Below are 23,454 nucleotides of genomic sequence, written 5' to 3' on the forward strand. Positions count from 1 at the left end.
TTATTGACCTTTCTTCTGGCGCAACGCCTGCATCAGCCGTGTCGCAAGGCCCGGCTTGGTGACCTGCCGCGCGCGCCCGATTGCCAAGGCATCATCCGGCACATCTTCGGTAATGACCGAGCCCGAGCCGGTCATAGCCCGTGCGCCGACACGCACCGGCGCGACCAGCATCGTGTCGGAACCGATAAAGGCATTGGCCCCGATCTCGGTCCGGTGCTTGCCGACGCCGTCGTAATTACAGGTAACGGTGCCTGCGCCGATATTCGTGGCTTCGCCGATATGGGCATCACCCAGATAGGTCAGGTGGCCGACCTTGACGCCCTCGTCCAAGACCGAGTTCTTGATCTCAACGAAGTTGCCGACATGGACGTCGCCGCCAAGCTCAGCACCGGGACGCAAGCGGGCAAAGGGACCGACGGTCGCGCCGGAACTGACATGGCAGCCCTCGAGGTGACAGAAGGGCAGGATCTCGGCCCCGCTTTCCACGGTGACATCGGGGCCGAAGACCACGTTCTGCCCGATGATCGCATCGCGGCCGATATAGGTATCCAGCGCGAACCAGACGGTCGAGGGATCGGTCAGGGTCACGCCGTCTTCCAGCGCACGGGCGCGGGCGCGGGACTGGAACGCGGCTTCGGCAGCGGCCAGTTCCTCGCGGGTGTTGATGCCGAGCGTTTCAGCCTCGTGGCAGGTCACGACCTGAACGCTACGACCTTCGGCGCGTGCCAGAGCGGGAATATCGGTCAAGTAATATTCGCCCGCCGCATTGGCATTGCCGACCTTGGGCAGCAGCGCGCGCAGCAAGGCGGCATCGGCGGCCAACACGCCGGAATTGACCAGACGGATGGCACGGGTGGCCTCATCGGCATCCTTGAACTCGACGATCCGCTCAAGCCCCTCGGGGCCAGTGACCAGACGTCCGTAGCGGCCCGGATCAGCGGCCTCGAAGCCCAGCACGACGACATCAGCCGAGTGCGCGGCGAGTTCCAGCAAGGTATCCTCGCCGATGAACGGAGTGTCGCCGTAAAGCACGATGACGCGGCCCTCGAAACCATCAAGCAGCGGCAGGGCCTGCTGCACGGCATGACCCGTGCCAAGCTGTTCCTCTTGCAAGGCAATCGCTGCTTCGGGGTCCAGCTTGCCGACGGCCTTCTTGACGGCATCGGCGCCATGGCCCGCGACGACCACGATGCGCTCGGGCTCGACCGCACGACCGGCGGCAAGGGCATGGCCAACCAAAGGCACCCCGCCCAGACGGTGCAGCACCTTGGGCAGGTCCGACTGCATCCGGCTGCCCTGACCTGCTGCCAGAACGATGAGAGCGACGGGATTGTCTGACATGACGGCCTCTTGCCTGTTTCTTATCTGATCTTGGCGTTCTACCTATGGGGCGGCATCGGGGAAAGACCCCGACGCATCACACATCTTGACGGAAGGTTACAGCATGGCAGGAACGGTGGTCTTCGATCTGGACGGGACGCTGGCCGATACGTCAGGCGACCTGATCGCAGCGGCCAATGCCTGTTTCGAGGGCAGAGGCCTTGGCGCTTTGCTGGACCCCGTAGCCGACGCACTGATCGCCTTTCACGGGGGCCGCGCCATGTTGCGGGCCGGCTACGCGCGGATGGGCTCGGATATGCTGCTGCCGCCCGGTGCCGAGGATCAGGATTTCGCCCTGCTTCTGGGCCATTACGGTGAACGCATCGCTGTCCACACCAGACTTTACCCCGGCACCGAGGCCGCGCTGGACCAACTGGCCGACGCGGGCCACCGCCTTGCCGTCTGCACCAACAAGCCCGAGGGGCTGGCCGAAACCCTGCTGCGCGAGCTTGGCATCCGCGACCGTTTCGCCTCGCTGATCGGTGCCGATACCCTGCCCGTCCGCAAGCCCGATCCCCGCCCCTACACCGCCGCCGTCGAGGCTGCGGGTGGCAATGTCGCGCATTCCTTCCTTGTGGGCGACACCGAAACCGACAGAAAAACCGCGGCAGCCGCAGGGGTCAAGGTCGCGCTGGTGGCCTTTGGCCCCGAGGGCGAAAGCCTGTCCCGCCTTGCCCCCGAGGCGATGCTGGCGCATTTCGACGACCTGCCTGCCTTGGCGCAGGACTGGCTGCGGGCATGAAAAAGGGGGCCGAAAGGCCCCCGTTTCCACATTTCGCGCGGATCACTCGGCTTCGCTGGCCGGTTTCGCGTTCAGATGGCCGTAATTCTGCGCGCCGATGGATTCATACAGATCAAGCTGCGTTTCGAGGAAGTCGATATGACCTTCCTCATCTTCGATCAGCGCCTCGAACAGATCCTTGCTGACGTAATCCTTGACGGATTCGCAATAGTCGCGCGCCTCGACATAAAGCGTGCGCGCGTCGTATTCCGCCGCAAGATCGGCCTCGAGCGTTTCCTTGAGGTTTTGACCAATGCGCAGCGAATCAAGCTTTTGCAGATTCGGGTGGCCTTCCAGGAAGATGATGCGCTGGATCAGCCGGTCGGCGTGATGCATTTCCTCGATGGATTCGGCGCGGGATTTGTCGGCAATCTTGCCGAAGCCCCAATCCTCTTGCAGGCGATAATGCAGCCAATACTGGCTGACGGCGGTCAGTTCAGACCGAAGCGCTGCGTTGAGATACTCGATGACCTTCGCGTCGCCCTTCATAGCTGGCTCCTTTGCGGCTGGCTCTCAGGCCCCGTAGAACGGGGGGTACGGCCAGATTATCGCATTGCCGCATCGTGTCCAGAAACAAGGGCATACAGCCGCCGCAATCGGCGCGTTTACCGAGGGCGTGGTAGATCTTTCCTGGGGTAATAATGGTCTCGGGATCGGACGCACGCATCCAGTCCACCGCCGCGCGGATGTCATGGTCGGAGATCTGGGTGCAGTGGCAGATGATCATGGGACTCACCTAGAGGAATTGGGCAAAACTTACTGATTCTGTCATCCATGTAAAGTCCGACGTTTTCACTTTGTGATTATCCGCCGCCTTGACGCTCGGCAGCAGCGGCGCGAGAAGCGCCAAATGAAGCTAGACGATTTCGACTTTCACCTGCCCGAAGGGCTGATCGCCACCCGTCCCGCGCGCCCGCGCAGCTCGGCCCGTTTGCTGCTGGCCCAAGGTCCGGCGACGCGCGATCTGCATGTCCGCGACCTGACTGACCTTCTGGGGCCGGGCGACCTATTGGTCTTGAACGACACCAAGGTCATTCCCGCCCGCCTGACCGGCACGCGCGCGCGCCAGACCCCGCAGGGCGAGGTCGTGGCCAAGGTGGAAATCACGCTGCTGGAACCCGATGCCCATGGCGGCTGGAAGGCGCTGGCGAAACCCCTGCGCAAACTGAAGCAGGGCGAGGTCATCCGTTTCGGCGAGGCGCTTTCCGCCGAGGTGTCCGAAATCGCCGAGACCGGTCTGACCCTGCGCTTTGACGCCGAAGGCGATGCCTTTGACGCCGCGCTCAGCCAAGTCGGCGCGATGCCCCTGCCCCCCTATATTGCGGCCTTGCGCGCCCCCGACGAAGCCGACCGCGAGGATTATCAGACCGTCTGGGCCCGTAATACCGGCGCCGTCGCGGCCCCGACCGCCAGCCTGCATTTCGATGCGGAACTGCTGGAGGCGCTCCGCGCCAAGGGCGTTCGCTTCACCCATGTCACGCTGCATGTCGGCGCAGGGACGTTCCTTCCGGTCAAGGTCGAGGATGTCACCACCCATAAGATGCATGGGGAATGGGGCGAGGTAACTGCTGAAGCTGCCGAGGCGATCAACGCCACCCGCAAAGCCGGTGGCCGCGTCATCCCCGTCGGTACGACCGCCCTGCGCCTGATCGAATCCGCCGCCAAAGATGATGGCACCATCGCGCCCTATCAGGGTGTCACGGAAATATTCATCTATCCGGGCTATCGGTTCAAAGTGACCGATGCGCTGATGACCAATTTCCACCTGCCGAAATCGACGTTGCTGATGCTGGTCAGCGCGTTGATGGGGCAGGACCGTATCCGCGAGATCTATCGCCACGCCGTCGACTCGAACTACCGTTTCTTCAGTTACGGCGATGCCTCGCTGCTGATCCCGTAAAGGATTCAAAGATGCTGATCGTGCTGAGAACGACATGGCCACTGCTTTTGGGCATTCTGCTGCTCATGGTCGGCAATGGCATGCAAGGCACGCTTCTGGGCATCCGCGGCTCGATCGAGGGCATCTCGACCACGCATATGTCGATCGTCATGGCATCCTATTTCGGCGGCTTCCTGTTGGGGTCGCGCATGGTGCCGGACATGATCCAACGGGTCGGCCATGTCAGGGTCTTTGCGGCGCTGGCCTCGATGATCTCATCGGTGCTGATCCTGTACGCGGTCTATCCGCACTGGATCTTCTGGGCCGTCATGCGGCTGGGGATCGGGTTCTGTTTCTCGGGTGTGTATATCACGGCCGAAAGCTGGCTGAATGCCAGCGCGAGCAACGAAACCCGCGGTCAGGCGCTGTCCGCCTATATGATCGTTCAGATGCTGGGGATCATCGCCGCGCAAATGCTGCTCAACCTCAGCGATCCGGCGGGATATGTGCTGTTTGTCATTCCGTCGGTTCTGGTCAGCCTATCATTCCTGCCGATCCTGCTGTCGCGCCAACCTGCGCCGCAATTCGCGACGCTGCAACGCATGTCCTTCGCGACACTGTTCCGGGTCTCGCCCTTGGGCTGCATCGGCATGTTCCTGATGGGAGGCGTTTTCTCGGCGATTTTCGGGATGGCCTCGGTCTGGGGCTCGCTGCGCGGACTGACGGTGAGCGAGATATCGGCCTTCGTCGCCGCGATTTATATTGGCGGACTGGTGCTGCAATATCCGGTCGGATGGTTCTCGGATCATAGTGACCGGCGGATGATCGTCATGGTGCTGTCACTGATCGGGCTGATCGTCAGCTTTGCCACATTATACCTGCAACCGGGGATCTGGGGCCTTCTGGTCACCGCAGCGATCATCGGAGGCGTCGCGAATCCGGTCTATTCCCTGCTTCTGGCCTATACGAACGATTTTCTGGACTCGAGCGACATGGCTGCCGCCTCGGCGGGGCTATTGTTCATCAACGGCATCGGCGCAATGACCGGCCCGCTGATCACCGGCTGGCTGATGTCGGCTTTGGGTCCGGAAGGGTTCTGGGTCTATATCGGTGTCCTTCTGATCATCCTGACGGTCTATGCAGGCTGGCGCACCACCCGCCGTCCCGCTCCGGCACAGGACCAGAGCTTCGCCGTCATCGCGCCATCGGCCACCCCCTTGGCAGTCGAGGCCGCGCTGGGAAATGCAGGCTCGGACGATCCGCAGAAACCTGCCGCCTGATCTGACGGGCTTGCGAGCGACAGCACGCTCTGCAACCATCCCTCCAACACGGGAAGGACACATATCATGGCCGCGCAAATCGCAACCCCTGACGAAATCAACAGCTTCTGGATTGACGAGACAGGCGAAAAAGGCTGGTACGCCCGCTCGGATTCGCTGGACCAGAATATCCGCGAACTATTCATGGAAAGCTGGCAGCAGGCCGGGCAAATCACCCCCGACTGGATCCAATCGCCCGAAGGTGCATTGGCCGCGCTGATCCTGACCGACCAGTTTCCGCGCAATATGTTCCGCGACGATCCCCGCGCCTTCGCAACCGACGCGCTGGCCCTGAAGCTGGCCGATCAGGCCATCGCGGCGGGTTTTGACCTGCAGATCGCCCCGCCCGCTCGACAGTTTTTCTACCTGCCCTTCGAGCATAGCGAGAAGCTTTCCGATCAGGACCGCGCCGTCGCGCTGTTCGCCGAATTCATGCCCGGCGAAAACCTGCTTCACGCCCAGCTGCACCGCGACACCATCGCCCGTTTCGGTCGCTTTCCTTGGCGCAATGCGGCACTGGGGCGCGATCCGACGCCTGAAGAACTGCAAGTGATGCAGGCAGGCGGATATGGCGCGCTCGTCTCGGGCAAGCTGTCGCTTGCTGATCTAGCGTAAATGGTTTAACGCTCAACTATCTTTTTCCAGAGGGGGAATTCCATGGCGCAATCCTTCGACATGGTGGTGATCGGCTCGGGTCCGGGCGGTTACGTCTGCGCCATCCGCGGAGCCCAGCTTGGCCTGAAAGTCGCAGTGATCGAACGCGAGCATCTGGGCGGCATCTGCCTGAACTGGGGCTGCATCCCGACCAAGGCGCTGCTGCGCTCGGCCGAGGTCTTCCACCTGATGCACCGCGCCAAGGAATTCGGCCTGTCCGCAGGCAATATCGGCTATGATCTGCCCGCCGTCGTCCAGCGCTCGCGCGGCGTCGCTAAGCAGCTTGCCAGCGGCGTGGGCCACCTGCTGAAAAAGAACAAAGTCACGGTCATTATGGGCGAGGCGACCCTGACCGCCCCCGGCAAGATCAGCGTCAAGACCGACAAGGGCGCCGAGGAAGTCACCGGCAAATCCATCATCGTCGCCACCGGCGCCCGCGCCCGTGAGCTTCCGGGACTTGAGCCCGATGGCGATCTGGTCTGGAATTACAAGCACGCGCTGAACCCGCCGCGTATGCCCGGCAAGCTGCTGGTCATCGGATCGGGCGCAATCGGCATCGAATTCGCGAGCTTCTTCAACACGCTCGGCGCCGACACCACGGTCGTCGAGGTCATGGACCGCGTGCTGCCGGTCGAGGACGCTGAAATCTCGGCCTTGGCGAAGAAGCAATTCGTCAAGCAGGGCATGAAGATCATGGAGAAGGCGACGGTCAAGAAACTTGACCGCGCCAAGGGCAAAGTCACCGCCCATATCGAGATCGGCGGCAAGACCGAGACCCATGACTTCGACACCGTCATCTCGGCCGTCGGCATCGTCGGCAACGTGGAAAACCTTGGCCTTGAGAAGCTGGGCGTCAAGATCGACCGCACCCATGTCGTGACCGATGAATATTGCCGCACCGGCGTCGAGGGCCTGTTTGCCATCGGCGACGTCGCGGGCGCGCCTTGGCTTGCCCACAAGGCCAGCCATGAAGGTGTCATGGTCGCCGAGTTGATCGCGGGCCAGCATCCGCACCCGATCAAGCCGAACTCGATCCCCGGCTGCACCTATTGCAACCCGCAGGTCGCCTCGGTTGGCCTGACCGAGGAAAAGGCCAAGGCCGCAGGCTACGACATCAAGGTCGGTCGCTTCCCCTTCGTCGGCAACGGCAAGGCGATCGCCTTGGGCGAGCCGGAAGGCCTTGTGAAGACCATCTTCGACGCCAAGACCGGCGAGCTTCTGGGCGCGCATATGGTCGGCGCGGAAGTCACCGAGCTGATCCAGGGCTATGTCATCGGTCGCACGCTGGAAACGACCGAGGCCGAGCTGATGGAGACGGTCTTCCCGCACCCGACCCTGTCCGAGATGATGCACGAATCCGTGCTGTCGGCTTACGGGCGCACCATCCACTTCTGACGCGAAAGGGGGCCGACTGGCCCCCTTCTTCGTTGCGTCAGGCCGATACGGGCATCCTCGCTTCGATCATCCCTGCATACCAGCTTGATCCAGCCGGAATGACGCTATCGTCGAAATCATATGCCGCGTGATGCAGCATCGCGGTGTCGCCGTTTCCGACAAAGATATACGCGCCGGGCCGCTCGTTCAGCATGTAGCTGAAATCCTCGCCTGCCATCAGCGGCAGCATGTCCAGATCGACATCCCCCGCAATGGCACGCGCCACATCTGCGGCATATCCGGCCTCATCGGGATGGTTCATGGTCACGGGATATCCCCGCTGATAATCGACCTCGGCTTTGGCGCCAAAGGCTGCGGCGACATTCTCGGCGACGCGGGTCACGCCTTCTTCCAGTTGATCGCGCACGGCGGGATCAAGGCTTCGCGCCGTGCCCTTCAGCTTCACGACCTGAGGAATGACGTTATGCGCTGTCGAATCCGTCTCGACCACGCAGACCGAGACCACGCCACTTTTTAGCGGATCGACATTGCGCGACACCACCGATTGCAGCGCGACAATGATCTGGGCGGAAACAAGCGTCGTATCAATCGTTTCATGCGGCTTGGCGGCATGGCCGCCACGACCCGTCACGATGATGTCGAACTGGTCGGCAGCCGCCATCATTGCGCCATCGCGAATTGCGAAACTTCCGGCAGGCAGACCCGGCATATTGTGCATGCCGTAGAATTCCTGAATGCCGAAACGATCGACCAGCCCGTCCTCGATCATGGCCAGACCGCCTCCGCCGCCTTCTTCGGCAGGCTGGAACACCACGATTGCGGTTCCATCGAAATTTCGCGTCTCGGCCAGATATTTCGCGGCCCCAAGCAACATCGCGGTATGGCCGTCATGGCCGCAGGCATGCATCACGCCCGGCGTTTTTGATGCATATTCCGCGCCGGTGATCTCGCGGATCGGCAGCGCGTCCATATCGGCGCGCAATCCGATCACACGCCCCTTGCTGTCGGTTCGGCCCTTGATGACCCCGACCACGCCGGTGCGCCCGATCCCCTCGACAACCTCGTCCACGCCGAAGCCGCGCAAAAGATCGGCCACTTTGCCTGCGGTGCGGTGGACTTCGTACAGCAGTTCGGGGTTCTCGTGGAAATCCCGTCTCCAGGCGGTGATCTCGGGCAGCAGTTCGGCGAAGCGGTTTTTGACAGGCATATGACGTCTCCTTCGCGAAAAAGCTTGGCTGTTTTGCCATGCCGCCGCAAGGGCCGCCGCCGCCTCAGATCGAGGGGCCAAGCTCGATTTTCGATCCGTCCGAAAAACGGGCAATACGGAACCGGCTAAGGTCATGTCCCGGATCGCGACCCAGCATCAGGTCGGCCATGACGCGACCGATCCCCGGCCCGATGCCGAAGCCATGCCCCGACAGACCCGTCGCGATGAAGAACCCCTTGACCGGAGTTTCATCAAGGATCGGAACCTGATCCGGCGTCACGTCGATCATTCCCGCCCATGCCCGCGCGATTGCGGGCTTGCCCAGTTTCGGGAAAGCCGCCGCGAAATCGCCGCGCAGGCGTTCGATCCGGCCAAGGTTCGGCGCGGGGTCCAACACTCGCATCCGCTCGAACGGGGACTCGTCGTCCAGCTTCCATTGCCGCGGCGTCTGCCATGCATCCGGAAACCCTTTCGGAGCCATCGGGGCAAGCCGCGTATGGCGCAAATCGCGGCGCACCTGCGGCAGAAAGCTTCTCAGATTGCGAAATGCCGCCGGACCGATCCAAAAATCATGCCCGATGCCCGGAGCCAGCGTATAGCCACCATCCGCACGACGACGGAACGCAAAGCCCGAATCCGCAGCGTTTCCTGCGTGGAACTCGGGCATGGCTTTGGTTGCGGCGACGGTGGCACGGACTGATAGCTGCGGGAACCAGAACCCCGCATTCCCCGCGAAAAGCGACGACCACGCACCGCCAGCCAGAAGAACCAAGGGGGCGGTGACGTTTCCCGCCTCGGTCACCACACCCGATACGCGCCCGCCCGAGGTCTCGATCCCGCGCACGGCGCAATTCTCGCAGATGGTGACGCCCGCTTCCGCCGCAAGTCCGGCAATCGCGGGAACGGCGGTCCAAGGTTCGGCCCGCGCATCGTCCGGCGTAGTCAGCGCGCCGACCCAACCGGCCGCGTTCGGCATCACCGCGTCCAGTTCGGCCCGTCCCAGCAGTCGGGTCTTCAGACCATGCGCACGGGAATGGGGCAGCCATGCCTCGTAATTGCTCAGGTCGTTTTCGTCGCTGGCCAGATAGGTCGTGCCGGTCTGATGCAGTCCGACCGCATCGCCCAGCCTTTGGTTCAGTCCTTGCCAGATCCGCAAGGCCTCGACCATGATCGGCAATTCGTCCGGATCGCGCCCTTGCTGACGCACCCAGCCCCAGTTGCGAGAGCTTTGCTCGCCCGCGATGCGGCCTTTTTCGCATAGAACGACGCGCTGTCCGGCTTCGGCCAGATAAAGCGCGGTCATCACGCCGGCGATACCGCCGCCGATAACGACCACATCCGCCTGAGCGGGCGGAGTTGCGGGAAATCGCACGGGCGCTGAAAGCGAGATCGGACCACCGGTTTTCATGGCCAAAGGCTTAGCCGGACCCATCCATGCGGGCAAGAAGCGCGATGCGCTAAAAACTTGCGATCAGGTCGCCCAGACAGGATCGCGGCAGGATCAGCAGGATCTGGCCGTCCAGTTCCAATTCGACCCGCCCCAAGACCTCGTTCGACGTGCCGATACGACCGTCAGGCGCGAAGTCCAACCCGTCAATCGGCCATTTCAGCCCGCGCGAGCGGCCCCGCGCCGGTCCCATCGGGAATAGCGACAGCCGCGTTCCTGCCGCCAGATCCAGCGCTATGCTGGGCGGCGCGGGGACGATCACATCGTCGCCGGCGATCAGAATGCAGGGCGGACCGACCCGCCGCACCAGCACGTTCAAAGCAGCCAGAAAATGATCGTAGCGCGTGCCACCAAACCCGACCGCCAGCACGAAAGGCGCGTCGATGCGCGACAGGCACTTCTCGAAATCGGTGCTGTCCTGTTCGGGGATGTGGTGCAGACGGTCCCGAGGGATCGTCGCGAGGGCATGGTCCGAAAGGGAATCGAAATCACCGAAAACCGCCTCGGGCAGCAAACCGGACGCAAGCGCGTGGTCGGCCCCTCCGTCAGCGGCGGCGATGACGGGCGCGAAGCCGCGCGCCACGTCAAGGTCGTCTTGCGACACGGTGCCGCCGCCGATCAAAGTCACCGGCAGACGGCTTTCAAACGCGGTCATTCGCCTTTGCCGATGCCAGAGAACACTCGCCGGAACGGCAGGATCCACAGGATCCCGAGAATGACATAGACGGCAAGTTCGATCACGATCGGTTGCCGCCCCAAGGCGCGGTCCATCCAGTTCACCAGCGTCACGGCCACCACGATATAAAGTGGCAGGCCGATCAACAGGATCACAAGGGACCAGCGTTTACGCGCCTTGAGGTTCATCTCAGTCCGCGAAGGGATCGGTGACAAGGATCGTGTCGTCACGCTCTGGCGAGGTCGAGAGCAGCGCCACCGGACACTGGATCAGTTCCTCGATGCGGCGGACGTATTTGATCGCGTTCGCGGGAAGGTCTGCCCACGAACGTGCGCCCTGGGTCGATTCTTCCCAACCGTCCAGCTCTTCGTAGATCGGTTTGACCCGATCCTGCAACGCAGCAGCGGTCGGCAGGTGATCGTATTGCTTGCCGTCGATCTCGTAGCCGACGCAGATCTTGATGGTCTTGAAACCGTCCATCACGTCCAGCTTGGTCAGCGCAATACCGTTCACGCCCGAGATCGCACAGGTCTGGCGCACCAGAACCGCATCGAACCAGCCGCAGCGGCGCTTACGACCGGTGACGGTGCCGAATTCATGGCCACGCTCGCCCAGACGCTGACCGTCGGCATCTTCCAGCTCGGTCGGGAACGGACCCGAGCCGACGCGGGTGGTATAGGCCTTGACGATGCCCAGCACGAAGCCGATGGCCGAAGGACCCATACCGGTTCCGGTCGCAGCCATGCCCGACATGGTCGTGGACGAAGTCACATAGGGATAGGTGCCGAAGTCGATGTCCAGCAACGAGCCCTGCGCGCCTTCGAACAGGATGCGCTTGCCCGCCTTGCGGTAGTCGTTCATCACCTTCCAGACCGGCTGCGCGAATTGCAGCAGCTTCGGAGCGATCTCCAGCAGCTTGGCTTTCAACTCGGCCCGATCGATCGGGGTCGCGCCAAGGCCCTGACGCAGCGGATCGTGATGCGCGAGCAGACGGTCCAGACGCGAATCCAGCGTTTCCTCATCGGCCAGATCGGCAACGCGGATGGTGCGACGGCCGACCTTGTCCTCGTAGGCGGGACCGATACCGCGACCGGTCGTGCCGATCTTGGAGGCTCCGGCCGCTTCCTCGCGCAGCTTGTCCAGATCCTGGTGCAGCGGCAGGATCAGAGGCGTATTTTCCGCGATCATCAGGTTATCGGGGCCGATCTCGACGCCCTGACCTTCGAGTTTCTCGATCTCGGAGAAAAGCGACCAGGGGTCCAGCACGACGCCGTTGCCGATGACGGCCATCTTGCCCTTGCGCACGATGCCCGAAGGCAGCAGCGACAGTTTATAGACAACACCGCCGATGACCAGCGTGTGGCCTGCGTTGTGGCCCCCCTGAAAGCGCGCGATTACATCTGCGCGTTCGGACAGCCAGTCAACGATCTTGCCCTTGCCTTCGTCGCCCCATTGCGCGCCGACGACCACCACATTGGCCATGTTGGTTTCCCTTTTGCGATCATGAATGCCGCAAGTGGTATAAACATTGAAGCACGAGGGGGAAAGCGCAATTGGTCCTGCCCTGAAATTCAGCAGTCAGCCGATTTTTCAGCCTGTTTAACGAGATTCGATGGACAGGCCGCGCAGTTCATTGCGAAACCGACTCATATTTGCCCATGGTTCGGGCAAGAGGCCATTATGCTGCACCAGAACCTGACAACCGACCTGCCCCGCGCCCGCGGCACACTTCGTGCCGGATTCGTGCATTCTGACGGCGTGACCCGGATCGGGCGGCTGTTTCAGGCAGGCAGCGCCAAAGCGATGCTGCCCCCCGCCCCTAGTTGCGAGATGGTGCTTCTGAACACATCAGGTGGCCTAACCGGCGGGGATCGCATGGAAATCTTGGTCGATCAGCCGTCAGGATCGCATCTGACGGTGACGACCCAGACGGCTGAACGCGCCTATCGCTCGACCACCGGCCGTGCGCGGGTGACGTCGCGATTCGTCGTGGCGGCGGGAGCGCATCTGGACCTTTTGCCGCAAGAGACCATCCTGTTCGACCGCTCGGCCCTGCTCAGGGATCAGGAAATCGAGCTTTCCGGCGACGCGACCTGCCTATGGGTCGAAACGCTGATCCTTGGCCGCGCTGCGATGGGGGAAACCGTCCGGACGCTGGACCTGACCGACCGCCGTCGCATCACCCGCGACGGCAGGCCGGTTTTTATCGAGAACCTGCGCCTTGACGACACCGTTCTTGCCCAAGGCAACAGTGCGGCAACATTGGCGGGCAATCGCGCCTTTGCGACTCTGGTTCTGGTGGCTACCGATGCCGCCGACCGGCTGGGGCGCGCACGCGATGCGATTGGCGATTGCGGCGCGGCAAGTGCGTTCGACGGCAAGCTGGTTGCACGACTGACGGCCGAAGATGGCTGGCCATTGCGCCAAGCCCTGATGCGGCTGATCCGAAGCATCCGCCCCGGCCCGCTGCCGCGTGTCTGGCAGATCTGAACTTCATGAGGACAAGATGAACCTGAGCCCCCGCGAAAAGGAAAAGCTGCTGGTCTCGGTCGCCGCGATGGTCGCGCGCGGTCGCCTGCAGCGCGGCGTCAAGCTGAACCACCCCGAAGCCATCGCTTTGATCACCGATTTCGTGGTCGAGGGCGCGCGCGACGGCCGCAGCGTCGCCGACCTGATGGAGGCGGGGGCGCATGTCATCACCCGTGATGACTGCATGTCCGGCATCCCCGAGATGATCCATTCGGTGCAGGTCGAAGCCACTTTTCCCGACGGCACCAAGCTTGTCACCGTCCATGATCCGATCCGCTGAGAGGACAAGATGAAACGACTCCTTCCCTTCCTTCTGATGCCAACGGCGGCCTTCGCCCATGTCGGCGAACACGGCCACGGCTCGGCCTTTGCCCAAGGTTGGACGCACCCGCTTGGCGGCATGGACCATGTGCTGGCAATGGTGGCTGTGGGCCTTTGGGCCGCGACGGCGGCGGATAAGCGCGGGGTCTGGGCCCTGCCCTTGGCCTTTGTCGGCGCGATGGTTCTGGGCGGCGTTCTGGGCGCGATGGGCATCCCGTTGCCCGCAGTCGAGCCGATGATCCTTGCATCGTCGATCATCCTTGGCCTTGCCGTGGCGCTGGCCCTGCGCCCCTCGCTTGGCTTTGCCCTACCCATCGTCGCGGCTTTCGGGCTGTTCCACGGCCATGCCCATGGCGCTGAAGGCCCGGCTGCGGGTCTGGCAGCCTATGCAGTGGGCTTCGTGCTGGCGACCTCGGCCCTGCATCTCGCGGGGATCGCCCTTGGCAAATTGGGCGCAAGCCGCGTCCTTGGCGCGGCCACGGCAGCGGCGGGCGTCGCCTTGGCGGTGATGCCATGATCCCGGGCGAGGTTTTCCCCGCCGAGGGCGAAATCACCCTGAACAAGGGCGTCGAGGCGATCACCCTGATGGTCGCCAATACCGGCGACCGTCCCGTTCAGGTCGGCAGCCATTACCATTTCGCCGAGACCAATCCGGGCCTGAGCTTCGACCGCGAGGCAGCGCGCGGCATGCGTCTGGACATCGCGGCAGGCACGGCCGTGCGCTTCGAGCCGGGCCAGCAACGCGAGGTGCGGCTGATTCCGATCTCGGGCGCGCGCGAAATCTGGGGTTTCAATCAGAAGGTCATGGGTCGGCTCGACTGACCGCAATCGGAGGGGACTGGGAATGTGCAATGCCTGCGTAATCGAGAACGTCAAGCAATCCATGCTAAGCCGCCGCAGCCTGTTCATGGGCGCGGCAGCGTCCGGTGCGGCGGCCATCGCCGCAAGTGCGATCAGCGCACGTCCGGCACTGGCCCAGTCCTCGGGCAAGGTCGTCGATCTGACCTATACCTTCGACGAGAAATTCCCGACCTTCGACGGCGTTCCGGGCATCGCCTATGAAGAGGCGGTGAATTTTGACAAGAACGGCTACCAGTTGTGGAAGCTGACGATTTTCGAGCATTCCGGCACCCATATCGACGCCCCGCTACATTTCTCGAAGGATGGCGCATCGGTTGACCAGATCCCGGCGGACAGCCTGATCTGCCCGCTTTGCGTCATCGACATCACAGCCAAAGCCAAGGACGACGCCAATGCCGCGCTTGAGGCCGCCGATGTCGAGGCTTGGGTCAGTGCTAATGGCGAAATCCCAAAAGGCGCCTGCATAGCTATGAATTCCGGCTGGGGTGCCAAGGTCACCACACCCGAATTCCGTAACACGCCCGATGGCAAATTCGCCTTCCCTGGCTTTGCCAAATCCGCGACCGACCTGCTGGCCGAGATGGGCGTGGCGGCGATTGCCTCGGACTCGCTCTCACTCGACCCCGGCAATTCGCCCGATTTCGCGGTACATAACTCGTGGCTGCCCGGAGGTCGCTATGGGATCGAGAACCTCGCCAATGTCGACCAGCTTCCAGCCAAAGGCGCGACGATCTTTGTCGGTGCGCCCAAGCACGCGCGCGGCACTGGCGGTCCGGCGCGCATTCTGGCGATGGTCTGATGGGCACCGTTCCCCTGCTTTCAGATAGCGAGGCTCCACCCGAGAGCCTCGCCGTCTTCGACGAGATCCGCGAGGCGCGCGGCACCGATTACGTCAACAACTTCTGGCGCGCGCTGGCCCATGACCCGGCGCTGTTACGCGCCACATGGGAGCGTGCCGCCCATGTCATGGCACCCGGCGCGCTGCATCCGCTGGTCAAAGAGCTGATCTATATCGCCGTCTCGACCGCGAATGGCTGCGCCTATTGCGTCCATTCCCACACCTCTGCCGCCCGCGCCAAGGGCATGACGCCCGACCAACATGCCGAGCTTCTGGCCGTAATCGCCATGGCCAGCCAGACCAATGCCTTGGCCACCGCCCTTGCCGTGCCGGTGGACGACCGTTTCGACGAGGCTCAACTTTGAGGAATATCTCATGGCCCTGACCATTTCCCGCGCCGAATATGCCCAGATGTATGGTCCCACCACCGGCGACCGTGTCCGCTTGGGCGACACCGAAATCATCATCGAGGTCGAACGCGACCTGACCACCTATGGCGAAGAGGTGAAATTCGGCGGCGGGAAGGTCATCCGCGACGGCATGGGCCAAAGCCAGATCAGCCGCGCGGGCGGGTCCATGGACACGGTCATCACCAATGCCTTGATCCTTGATCATTCCGGCATCTACAAGGCCGATATCGGGCTGCGCGACGGCCGCATCGCCGGGATCGGCAAGGCCGGAAACCCCGACACCCAGCCCGGCGTCACGCTGGTCATCGGCCCCGGCACCGAGATCATCGCGGGCGAGGGCCGCATCGTCACCGCAGGCGGCATGGATGCGCATATCCATTTCATCTGCCCCCAGCAGGTCGAGGACGCGATTTCCTCGGGCATGACCACGATGCTGGGCGGCGGAACCGGTCCGGCGCATGGCACTCTGGCGACCACCTGCACCCCCGGCCCGTGGCATATCGGGCGGATGCTGATGGCGATGGATTCGGTGCCGGTGAACATGCTGATCTCGGCCAAGGGCAATGCCTCGCGCCCCGAGGCGCTTGAGGAAATGGTCCGCGCCGGGGCCTCGACCCTGAAGCTGCACGAGGATTGGGGCACGACGCCAGCCGCAATCGACTGCTGCCTGACCGTGGCCGATGCGATGGATGTGCAGGTCACCATCCATACCGACACGCTGAACGAATCCGGCTTTGTCGAGAACACTCTGGCCGCGATCAAGGGCCGCACCATCCACGCCTTCCATACCGAAGGTGCGGGCGGCGGTCATGCCCCCGACATCATCCGGTTGGTCGGCGCGCCGAATGTCATTCCCAGTTCCACGAACCCGACCCGGCCCTTCACCGCGAATACGCTGGAAGAGCATCTGGACATGCTGATGGTCTGCCATCACCTCGACAAGCGCGTCCCCGAGGACGTGGCCTTCGCCGAATCCCGCATCCGCCGCGAGACCATCGCCGCCGAGGATATCCTGCATGACATGGGCGCCTTCTCGGTGATCTCCTCGGACAGTCAGGCGATGGGTCGCGTGGGCGAGGTCATCACCCGGACATGGCAGACCGCGCATAAGATGAAGGTCCAGCGTGGGCGGCTGGCTGATGAGACCGGCCAGAACGACAATATCCGCGCCCGGCGCTACGTCGCGAAATACACGATCAACCCCGCCATCGCCCATGGCATCGCGCATGAAATCGGCAGCGTCACACCCGGCAAGCGCGCCGATCTGGTGATCTGGGACCCCGCGATGTTTGGCGCGAAACCTGAAATGGTGCTGGTCGGCGGCATGATCTCATGGGCGCAGATGGGCGATCCGAACGGCTCGATCCCAGTGCAGCCGATGTATATGCGGCCGATGTGGGGCGCGATGGGCCGCGCGATGCAGGCCAGCGCCGTGACCTTTGTCAGTCAGGCGGGCCTTGATGCAGGTTGCGCCGATGGCATGCTGAAGAACGCCGTCGCCGTGCGCGGCACCCGCGGCATCGGCAAGGCCGATATGAAGCTGAACGCCGCAACGCCCAAGATCGAGGTCGATCCCGAAACCTACGAAGTCCGCGCCGATGGCGAGCTTTTGACCTGCCAGCCCGCAACCGAACTGCCGCTCGCGCAGCGCTACTTCCTGTTCTGACCCGCGTGCTGCAACGCAGCATTGCAAAAACTGACATAGTTGAGACAGCAAACATGACCTATAGTCAAACCCATGGGGGGAAACCATTCGCCAACACCGACGAGGTTTCCAATGGCTATCCAAACTACAGAATTCGCTCCGACGCTGCGCGACCGCGTGGACGCAATCTTTGCCCGCATTGGTCAGGGCATGAATTCCTATGTCGAGGCCCGCTCGCGTCATCGCGAAATCGAAGCGCTCGAAGCGATGTCGGACAAAGATCTGGCCGATATGGGCATCACCCGCGACCGCATCGTGCATTACGTCTTCCGCGACCTGGTCTGGCTGTAAGCAATCCGATCTCGGGGGTGCGTCGATGAATGCGCCCCTGACCGTCCTGCGCGCGACGGAAATCCTGCGTGCAACTGCGGCCGATGATTCTGTCGTGCTAGATTACGAGGGCCGCTTTTTGCGGCGCAAACGCCTGACGTCCCGCGCAGGCTTGTCCTTTCTGGTCGATCTGGCCGAAACGGTCAGCCTCGATCCCGGCGATGCCTTCCGCCTGACAGATGGCCGCTTGATCGGTGTCGTCGCCGCGCTTGAGCCCTGCCTGCGCGTCGAAGGCCCCCTACCACGCCTTGCATGGCATATCGGCAACCGCCACACCCCCTGCCAGATATTCGACGATCACTTGCTGATCCGCGCCGATCACGTGCTGGAAGGTATGCTCAAGGGGCTTGGCGCCCGCGTGACCGCGACGATGGCCCCGTTCGCCCCCGAAGGTGGCGCATACGGGCATGGCCGCACCATGGGCCATGATCACGGCCCCGGATTTCATTCCCACTGATGTCCGCGCTTGATCGCCTTTCGCTGATCCAATGGTTGTCTCCGGCCTTCCCGACCGGAGGCTTCGCCTATTCGCACGGGCTGGAACAGGCCATGGCAGACGGCACCCGCGATGCGGAATCGGTCGCGGCCTGGGTCTCGGACGTTCTGCAATATGGCGGCGGCTGGATGGACGCCGTGCTGCTGTCGCTGACCCTGCGCGGTGGCGATCCGGAAGCGCTTGCCGATATGGCCCGCGCACAGTCCGGCTCGGCCGAGCGTCTGTCCGAGACGATGGATCAGGGCCGCGCTTTCGCCCAGACAGTCGCCGCGCTGACCGGCAAAGATCACAAGACCCGCCCCCTGCCGGTCGCCGTCGGCGTAGCCGCCCGCGATCTTGACCTGCCGCCCGAGGATGTAATCGCGCATTACCTGCATGCCTTTGCCGGAAACCTGATCTCGGCTGCGACCCGATTTTTGCCACTGGGTCAGGCGCAGGGGCAAAAGGCATTGGCGGGTCTGCATCCGTTGATCGCGCGGACCGCTGCCAAAGCGGCTGTAGCCGATCTCGATGCGCTTGAAACCTGCTGTTTTGGCGCCGATCTTGCGGCGATGCGGCATGAAACTTTAGACGTAAGGATTTTCCGCACATGAGCCATAACGGCCCCCTGCGCGTCGGCATCGGCGGCCCCGTCGGCGCGGGCAAAACCACGCTGACCGAGCAACTCGCCCGCGCCCTGGCCCCGCACCTGTCGATGGCGGTCATCACCAATGACATCTACACCCGCGAGGATGCCGAGGCCCTGATGCGCGCCCAAGTCCTGCCGGTCGAGCGTATCCGCGGCGTCGAAACCGGCGGCTGTCCGCATACAGCGATCCGCGAGGATGCCAGCATCAACCTTGCCGCCGTGGCAGAATTGCGCGAAGCGATCCCGGATCTGGAACTCATCCTGATCGAATCGGGCGGCGACAATCTTGCGGCCACGTTCAGCCCAGAACTGGCCGATCTGACGATCTATGTCATCGACACCGCCGCCGGTCAGGACATTCCGCGCAAGCGCGGACCGGGATTGACCCGCTCGGATCTGCTGGTCGTGAACAAGACCGACCTCGCGCCCTATGTCGGTGTCGATACCGATCTGCTGCAAAGCGATGCGCGTGTCGCGCGGGGCGAGCGGCCCTTCGTCATGGCGCAGTTGCGGCACGGCAAAGGCATCGACCAGATCGTCGATTTCCTGATCCGCGAAGGCGGCTTGGTTCTATCGCAACCGGCTGAGACCTGACCTGCGGGCTGGTCAGGGTCGAAATCCCAATGATCGGAAATCTTCTGCAAACAACGAAGCGGCTGTCCTACGCCGCTTCGCGCTCTGCCATCGGCAGGAAGGGCGTGATTGCAACATCTGGCCCATCGAACACGCAGAAGCTTTGAACCGGCACTTCCAACCATCCTGTCTCGTCGCTTTCCAAAGGTTCCGAGACGACAGCCCGCCCCGCGCGGGTGTCCGACCAACGATGGAACAGGGTTGGCGCTTGATCGTCACTGGCATAGCGCAGCGCGTACAGCTTTAGACCGTCAGAAAATGCGGCCGTCAGACGGACATGCGGTGTCTCACCCCTTTGACGTGCAAGCGCTTCGAACCTGGCTGTGGCGCGTCGCATCGCCCCTAAAGGATCACCGTCCAACCCTTCGCCCAAGGCGGTCAGAAACAACGCCTCGCTGTCAGTGGCACCTTTGCGATGGGGATAATATTCGTCGGGGATCATCACCTCGGCGTGGCGGCGATAGCTGTCATATCCACCGAACTGGCCGTTATGCATGAAACTCCATTTGCCGACGACAAATGGATGGCAATTGTTGCGGCTGGTCGCCGTGCCGGTCGAGGCGCGGACATGGGCCAGAAACAGATGAGATTTCAGCGTAGCGGTCAGGCTTTTCAGATTGCTGTCCGACCAAGCAGGCATGATGTCGCGATAAAGCCCCGGTTCATCGCGTTCGCCATACCACGCCACTCCGAAGCCATCGGCATTGACCGCCGTATGGCATCGCCTGGCGCCCTGACTTTGCCGGACCAGCGAATGACCGGGCCGGCAGATCACATCCTCAAGGTAGATCGGACTGCCGATATAGGCTGCCCAGCGACACATGCCTGTCCCCTTCCGTGCATTTTCTTAAGCTTGGCACGAAAAGCTTGAGGAATCATCAATAAGTCTTAGACGGGGTTCTCTTCAACGATCACAAGGTCGCGCTCTGCCGCATTTTTGGCATGTACCAGCGCAGCCTGATACTCATCCGAGCGATAGCAGGCCACCGCATCCTCGACGCTGGGGAAGCGGGCGACGACATTGCGGGCGCGCTCGTTGCCCTCAAGCTGGACGTAACGCGTGCCACGGGCAAGGAAGACACCGCCATGCGCGGCGATGGCCGGTCCGGCCAGCTTGGCATATTCGCCATAGCTTTCCGGGTCGGTCACGTTGACATGGGCAATCCAAAGCGCGGTCATGCTTTCTCTCCGATCAGGGTCTCGATAGCGGCAATGGCGCTGTCGGCGGCCTCAAGGCTGGGCGCGCCACCTTGGGCACGGTCGGGACGGCCACCGCCGCCCTTGCCGCCAAGCGCTGCGGTCGCGGCCTGCACCAGTTCGACAGCCGTGACGCGGGAGGTCAGGTCAAGGGTGACGCCAGCAGCGACGGTCGCCTTGCCATCGGCCTCGGCCAGAACCACCACGGCACCCGAGCCAAGCTGCGCCTTCATCTCATCGACCAGCGGGCCAAGCTCTTTGCCCGAGACACCCTCGACGCGACGCGCGATCAGCTTGATGCCGTTGATCTCCTTGGGCGCTCCATCCGAGCCGCCGCCCATCGCCAGTTGGCGCTTGAGTTGGGCGACCTCATTGGCCAGCGCCTTGCGCTCATCCGCCAGCGCGCGGACCTTGTTCACGACATCGCCGGCCTGCGCCTTGACGATGCCCGCGACCTCGGCAAGCTCGCCATCGACGCGACGCAGCGAGTCCATCGCGGCCTGACCGGTCAGCGCCTCGATCCGGCGGATGCCAGCAGCGGAAGCGGTTTCCGAGGTCAGCGCGAACATGCCGATATCACCGGTGCGGGTGACATGAGTGCCGCCGCAAAGCTCCAACGAATAGGTTTTGCCGCTGACGCCCTTGCCCGAGCCGGTCAATTCGCCCATCGAGACGACGCGAACTTCGTCACCATATTTCTCGCCAAACAGGGCCTGAGCACCAAGGCCGCGAGCATCGTCCGGGGTCATGATGCGAGTCTCGACCGGGGTGTTCTGGCGGATGAAATCGTTCACTTCGCGCTCGACCTGCGCGATTTCCTCGGCAGTCAGCGCCTTGGTGTGGCTGAAGTCGAAGCGTAGGCGATCCGGCGCGTTCAAGCTGCCGCGCTGCGCGACATGCTCACCAAGCGCGCGGCGAAGCGCCTCGTGCAGCAGGTGCGTGGCCGAGTGGTTCGCGCGGATCGCGCCGCGACGGTCGTGATCGACGGCCAGTTGCGCGCCCTGACCACGGCTGATCGTGCCAAGCGTGACCTCGGCCACGTGGAAGAACAGACCGCCCGATTTCTTGGTGTCGGTGATGCGCGCCGCGCCGGTTTCCGTCTTGATCAGTCCGGTATCGCCAACCTGACCACCGGATTCGCCATAGAAGGGCGTCTGGTTGACGACGATCTGGACCTGCTGGCCCTCGGTTGCGGCTTCAACCGCCACGCCATCCTGCACCAGCGCGAGGATCTGGCCCTCGCTTTCCTCGGTGTCATAGCCAAGGAATTCGGTCGCGCCATGCTGCTCGGCCAGATCGAACCAGATCGCCGCGTCCTTGGTCTCACCCGAGCCGGCCCAAGCGGCGCGCGCCTTGGCCTTCTGCTCGGCCATGGCGCTGTCGAAGCCGTCGGTGTCTACCGCACGACCCTTCTCGCGAAGGGCGTCCTGCGTCAGATCCAGCGGGAAGCCATAGGTGTCGTAAAGTTTGAAGGCCGCCTCGCCGGGCAGGTTCGCCCCTTCGGGCAGGCGCGACAGCTCGTCGTCGAGCAGGCGCAGACCGCGATCCAGCGTCTGCTTGAAGCGGGTTTCCTCCAGCTTCAGGGTTTCCTCGATCAGCGCCTGTGCGCGGCCCAGTTCCGGGTAAGCGGTGCCCATCTGGCTGACCAGCGCCGGGACCAGCTTGTGCATGACCGGGTCCTTGGCACCAAGGATATGCGCATGACGCATGGCGCGGCGCATGATGCGGCGCAGGACGTAACCGCGGCCTTCGTTCGAGGGCATGACGCCATCCGCGATCAGGAAGCTGGTCGAGCGCAGGTGGTCGGCGATGACGCGGTGATGCACCTTGCCCGGACCGTCGGGATCGTTCGAGGTCGCGTGCGCGCTGGCCTCGATCAGGCTACGCATCAGGTCGGTGTCGTAGTTGTCGTGCTTGCCCTGCAGCAGCGCGCCGATCCGCTCTAGCCCCATGCCGGTGTCGATCGACTGCATGTCGAGGGCACGCATCGAGCCGTCCTCGAACTGCTCGTTCTGCATGAAGACGAGGTTCCAGATCTCGATGAAGCGGTCGCCATCCTCATCCGGCGAGCCGGGCGGACCGCCCCAGATCTTGTCGCCGTGGTCAAAGAAGATCTCGGTGCAGGGGCCGCAGGGGCCAGTCGGACCCATCTGCCAGAAGTTGTCGCTGGTCGGGATGCGGATGATGCGGTCATCCGACAGGCCCGCGACCTTTTTCCAGATATTCGCGGCCTCATCATCGGTGTGATAGACGGTGACCAGCAGCTTGTCTTTCGGGATGCCGAAATCCTTGGTCAGCAATTCCCATGCATAGGGGATCGCCTGCGTCTTGAAATAATCGCCGAAGCTGAAATTGCCCAGCATCTCGAAGAAGGTGTGGTGGCGCGCCGTATAGCCGACATTGTCGAGGTCGTTATGCTTGCCGCCCGCACGCACGCATTTCTGCGCCGAGGTCGCACGGTTGTAATCGCGCGTCTCGACCCCGGTGAACAGGTTCTTGAACTGCACCATGCCCGAGTTGGTGAACATGAGCGTCGGGTCGTTACGCGGCACCAGCGGGCTGGATTCGACAACACGGTGACCGTTGCGTTCGAAGAAGTTCAAAAACGTCGAGCGAATATCGTTCAAGCTTGGCATGGCGCAATCTTCCCGGATGAGCAGAACCCGCAAATAACCGAGGGGCGCGCGGGCGTAAAGCCGGAACGCTCAGCATCGGAACACCGGTTCCACAATGGAAAACGCGCCCCGACCGTGCGGGACGCGCGAGAA

At 63.0% G+C, this 23,454-nt stretch carries 27 protein-coding genes; 16 read left to right on the forward strand and 11 right to left on the reverse strand.

Going from position 1 to position 23,454, the window contains the following annotated elements:
• Nucleotides 1-1,341, reverse strand: coding sequence for a bifunctional UDP-N-acetylglucosamine diphosphorylase/glucosamine-1-phosphate N-acetyltransferase GlmU (gene glmU, locus GL286_RS01540; protein ID WP_155093785.1), 1,341 nt, complete (start codon nucleotides 1,339-1,341; stop codon nucleotides 1-3).
• Between the two features lie 103 nt (nucleotides 1,342-1,444).
• Here glmU and GL286_RS01545 point away from each other — a divergent pair, with 103 nt between their 5' ends.
• Entirely contained in the window at nucleotides 1,445-2,122 is a 678-nt protein-coding gene (locus tag GL286_RS01545) for an HAD-IA family hydrolase (RefSeq protein ID WP_155093786.1), read from the forward strand.
• A gap of 42 nt (nucleotides 2,123-2,164) precedes the next feature.
• Here the strand turns inward: GL286_RS01545 and bfr are convergent, their stop codons facing one another.
• On the reverse strand, nucleotides 2,165-2,650 hold the full coding sequence (gene bfr / locus GL286_RS01550) for a bacterioferritin (protein ID WP_155093787.1): 486 nt from the start codon (nucleotides 2,648-2,650) through the stop codon (nucleotides 2,165-2,167).
• The gene (locus GL286_RS01555; RefSeq protein ID WP_155093788.1) at nucleotides 2,598-2,888 is read right to left on the reverse strand and encodes a (2Fe-2S)-binding protein; all 291 of its coding nucleotides are present in this window, start codon (nucleotides 2,886-2,888) and stop codon (nucleotides 2,598-2,600) included. The genes bfr and GL286_RS01555 overlap by 53 nt, the downstream gene beginning before the upstream one ends.
• A 123-nt stretch (nucleotides 2,889-3,011) precedes the next feature.
• Between GL286_RS01555 and queA the strand changes: the two genes are divergently transcribed.
• From queA to lpdA, 4 genes are all read left to right on the forward strand, one after another.
• Nucleotides 3,012-4,061: a tRNA preQ1(34) S-adenosylmethionine ribosyltransferase-isomerase QueA gene (queA, locus tag GL286_RS01560; protein WP_155093789.1), complete on the forward strand. Its 1,050-nt coding sequence runs from the start codon at nucleotides 3,012-3,014 to the stop codon at nucleotides 4,059-4,061.
• 11 nt (nucleotides 4,062-4,072) lie between these two features.
• Complete coding sequence (locus tag GL286_RS01565) at nucleotides 4,073-5,320, forward strand: MFS transporter (protein ID WP_155093790.1); 1,248 nt, start codon at nucleotides 4,073-4,075, stop codon at nucleotides 5,318-5,320.
• Nucleotides 5,321-5,386: 66 nt separating this feature from the next.
• Complete coding sequence (locus GL286_RS01570; protein ID WP_155093791.1) at nucleotides 5,387-5,974, forward strand: DUF924 family protein; 588 nt, start codon at nucleotides 5,387-5,389, stop codon at nucleotides 5,972-5,974.
• A gap of 42 nt (nucleotides 5,975-6,016) precedes the next feature.
• Nucleotides 6,017-7,408: a dihydrolipoyl dehydrogenase gene (lpdA, locus tag GL286_RS01575; RefSeq protein ID WP_155093792.1), complete on the forward strand. Its 1,392-nt coding sequence runs from the start codon at nucleotides 6,017-6,019 to the stop codon at nucleotides 7,406-7,408.
• A 37-nt stretch (nucleotides 7,409-7,445) separates the two neighbouring features.
• Here lpdA and GL286_RS01580 read toward each other — a convergent pair whose 3' ends face one another.
• From GL286_RS01580 to GL286_RS01600, 5 genes are all read right to left on the reverse strand, one after another.
• Nucleotides 7,446-8,615, reverse strand: coding sequence for a M20 aminoacylase family protein (locus GL286_RS01580; protein ID WP_155093793.1), 1,170 nt, complete (start codon nucleotides 8,613-8,615; stop codon nucleotides 7,446-7,448).
• 64 nt (nucleotides 8,616-8,679) lie between these two features.
• Nucleotides 8,680-10,023, reverse strand: coding sequence for an NAD(P)/FAD-dependent oxidoreductase (locus tag GL286_RS01585; protein WP_246184837.1), 1,344 nt, complete (start codon nucleotides 10,021-10,023; stop codon nucleotides 8,680-8,682).
• Nucleotides 10,024-10,072: 49 nt separating this feature from the next.
• A complete protein-coding gene (locus tag GL286_RS01590) occupies nucleotides 10,073-10,717 on the reverse strand; it encodes a thiamine diphosphokinase (protein WP_155093794.1) in 645 nt (214 codons plus the stop codon).
• Complete coding sequence (locus GL286_RS01595) at nucleotides 10,714-10,926, reverse strand: DUF2842 domain-containing protein (RefSeq protein WP_155093795.1); 213 nt, start codon at nucleotides 10,924-10,926, stop codon at nucleotides 10,714-10,716. Before GL286_RS01595 ends, GL286_RS01590 begins: the two co-directional genes overlap by 4 nt.
• A 1-nt stretch (nucleotide 10,927) precedes the next feature.
• The gene (locus GL286_RS01600) at nucleotides 10,928-12,220 is read right to left on the reverse strand and encodes an adenylosuccinate synthase (RefSeq protein ID WP_155093796.1); all 1,293 of its coding nucleotides are present in this window, start codon (nucleotides 12,218-12,220) and stop codon (nucleotides 10,928-10,930) included.
• Between the two features lie 198 nt (nucleotides 12,221-12,418).
• Between GL286_RS01600 and GL286_RS01605 the strand changes: the two genes are divergently transcribed.
• From GL286_RS01605 to ureG, 11 genes are all read left to right on the forward strand, one after another.
• Complete coding sequence (locus GL286_RS01605) at nucleotides 12,419-13,228, forward strand: urease accessory protein UreD (RefSeq protein WP_155093797.1); 810 nt, start codon at nucleotides 12,419-12,421, stop codon at nucleotides 13,226-13,228.
• 16 nt (nucleotides 13,229-13,244) lie between these two features.
• Nucleotides 13,245-13,547 (forward strand): urease subunit gamma, encoded by a 303-nt coding sequence (locus GL286_RS01610; protein WP_155093798.1) that lies wholly within the window; start codon nucleotides 13,245-13,247, stop codon nucleotides 13,545-13,547.
• A gap of 9 nt (nucleotides 13,548-13,556) precedes the next feature.
• A complete protein-coding gene (locus GL286_RS01615) occupies nucleotides 13,557-14,105 on the forward strand; it encodes a HupE/UreJ family protein (RefSeq protein WP_155093799.1) in 549 nt (182 codons plus the stop codon).
• A complete protein-coding gene (locus GL286_RS01620; RefSeq protein WP_155093800.1) occupies nucleotides 14,102-14,410 on the forward strand; it encodes an urease subunit beta in 309 nt (102 codons plus the stop codon). The genes GL286_RS01615 and GL286_RS01620 overlap by 4 nt, the downstream gene beginning before the upstream one ends.
• Before the next feature lie 22 nt (nucleotides 14,411-14,432).
• Entirely contained in the window at nucleotides 14,433-15,248 is an 816-nt protein-coding gene (locus GL286_RS01625) for a cyclase family protein (protein WP_155093801.1), read from the forward strand.
• Nucleotides 15,248-15,652 (forward strand): carboxymuconolactone decarboxylase family protein, encoded by a 405-nt coding sequence (locus GL286_RS01630; RefSeq protein ID WP_155093802.1) that lies wholly within the window; start codon nucleotides 15,248-15,250, stop codon nucleotides 15,650-15,652. Before GL286_RS01625 ends, GL286_RS01630 begins: the two co-directional genes overlap by 1 nt.
• A 10-nt stretch (nucleotides 15,653-15,662) precedes the next feature.
• Nucleotides 15,663-17,363: an urease subunit alpha gene (gene ureC / locus GL286_RS01635; protein ID WP_155093803.1), complete on the forward strand. Its 1,701-nt coding sequence runs from the start codon at nucleotides 15,663-15,665 to the stop codon at nucleotides 17,361-17,363.
• Between the two features lie 111 nt (nucleotides 17,364-17,474).
• Complete coding sequence (locus tag GL286_RS01640; RefSeq protein WP_155093804.1) at nucleotides 17,475-17,693, forward strand: YjiS-like domain-containing protein; 219 nt, start codon at nucleotides 17,475-17,477, stop codon at nucleotides 17,691-17,693.
• Nucleotides 17,694-17,718: 25 nt separating this feature from the next.
• Nucleotides 17,719-18,189, forward strand: coding sequence for an urease accessory protein UreE (locus GL286_RS01645; protein WP_155093805.1), 471 nt, complete (start codon nucleotides 17,719-17,721; stop codon nucleotides 18,187-18,189).
• Nucleotides 18,189-18,821 carry an urease accessory protein UreF gene (locus GL286_RS01650; RefSeq protein ID WP_155093806.1) on the forward strand — a complete coding sequence of 211 codons (633 nt, stop codon included), beginning with the start codon at nucleotides 18,189-18,191 and terminating at the stop codon, nucleotides 18,819-18,821. The genes GL286_RS01645 and GL286_RS01650 overlap by 1 nt, the downstream gene beginning before the upstream one ends.
• Nucleotides 18,818-19,450: an urease accessory protein UreG gene (gene ureG, locus GL286_RS01655; RefSeq protein WP_155093807.1), complete on the forward strand. Its 633-nt coding sequence runs from the start codon at nucleotides 18,818-18,820 to the stop codon at nucleotides 19,448-19,450. Before GL286_RS01650 ends, ureG begins: the two co-directional genes overlap by 4 nt.
• A gap of 67 nt (nucleotides 19,451-19,517) precedes the next feature.
• Here the strand turns inward: ureG and GL286_RS01660 are convergent, their stop codons facing one another.
• The 3 genes from GL286_RS01660 to alaS all read right to left on the reverse strand — a co-directional run bounded on the left by GL286_RS01660 (nucleotide 19,518) and on the right by alaS (nucleotide 23,322).
• Nucleotides 19,518-20,312 (reverse strand): class II glutamine amidotransferase, encoded by a 795-nt coding sequence (locus GL286_RS01660; RefSeq protein ID WP_155093808.1) that lies wholly within the window; start codon nucleotides 20,310-20,312, stop codon nucleotides 19,518-19,520.
• 65 nt (nucleotides 20,313-20,377) lie between these two features.
• Nucleotides 20,378-20,668, reverse strand: coding sequence for a DUF1330 domain-containing protein (locus GL286_RS01665; protein ID WP_155093809.1), 291 nt, complete (start codon nucleotides 20,666-20,668; stop codon nucleotides 20,378-20,380).
• Entirely contained in the window at nucleotides 20,665-23,322 is a 2,658-nt protein-coding gene (alaS, locus tag GL286_RS01670; RefSeq protein WP_155093810.1) for an alanine--tRNA ligase, read from the reverse strand. Before alaS ends, GL286_RS01665 begins: the two co-directional genes overlap by 4 nt.
• Nucleotides 23,323-23,454: the final 132 nt, after the last annotated feature.

This window comes from Paracoccus aestuariivivens (genome assembly GCF_009711225.1).
GTDB lineage: Bacteria > Pseudomonadota > Alphaproteobacteria > Rhodobacterales > Rhodobacteraceae > Paracoccus > Paracoccus aestuariivivens.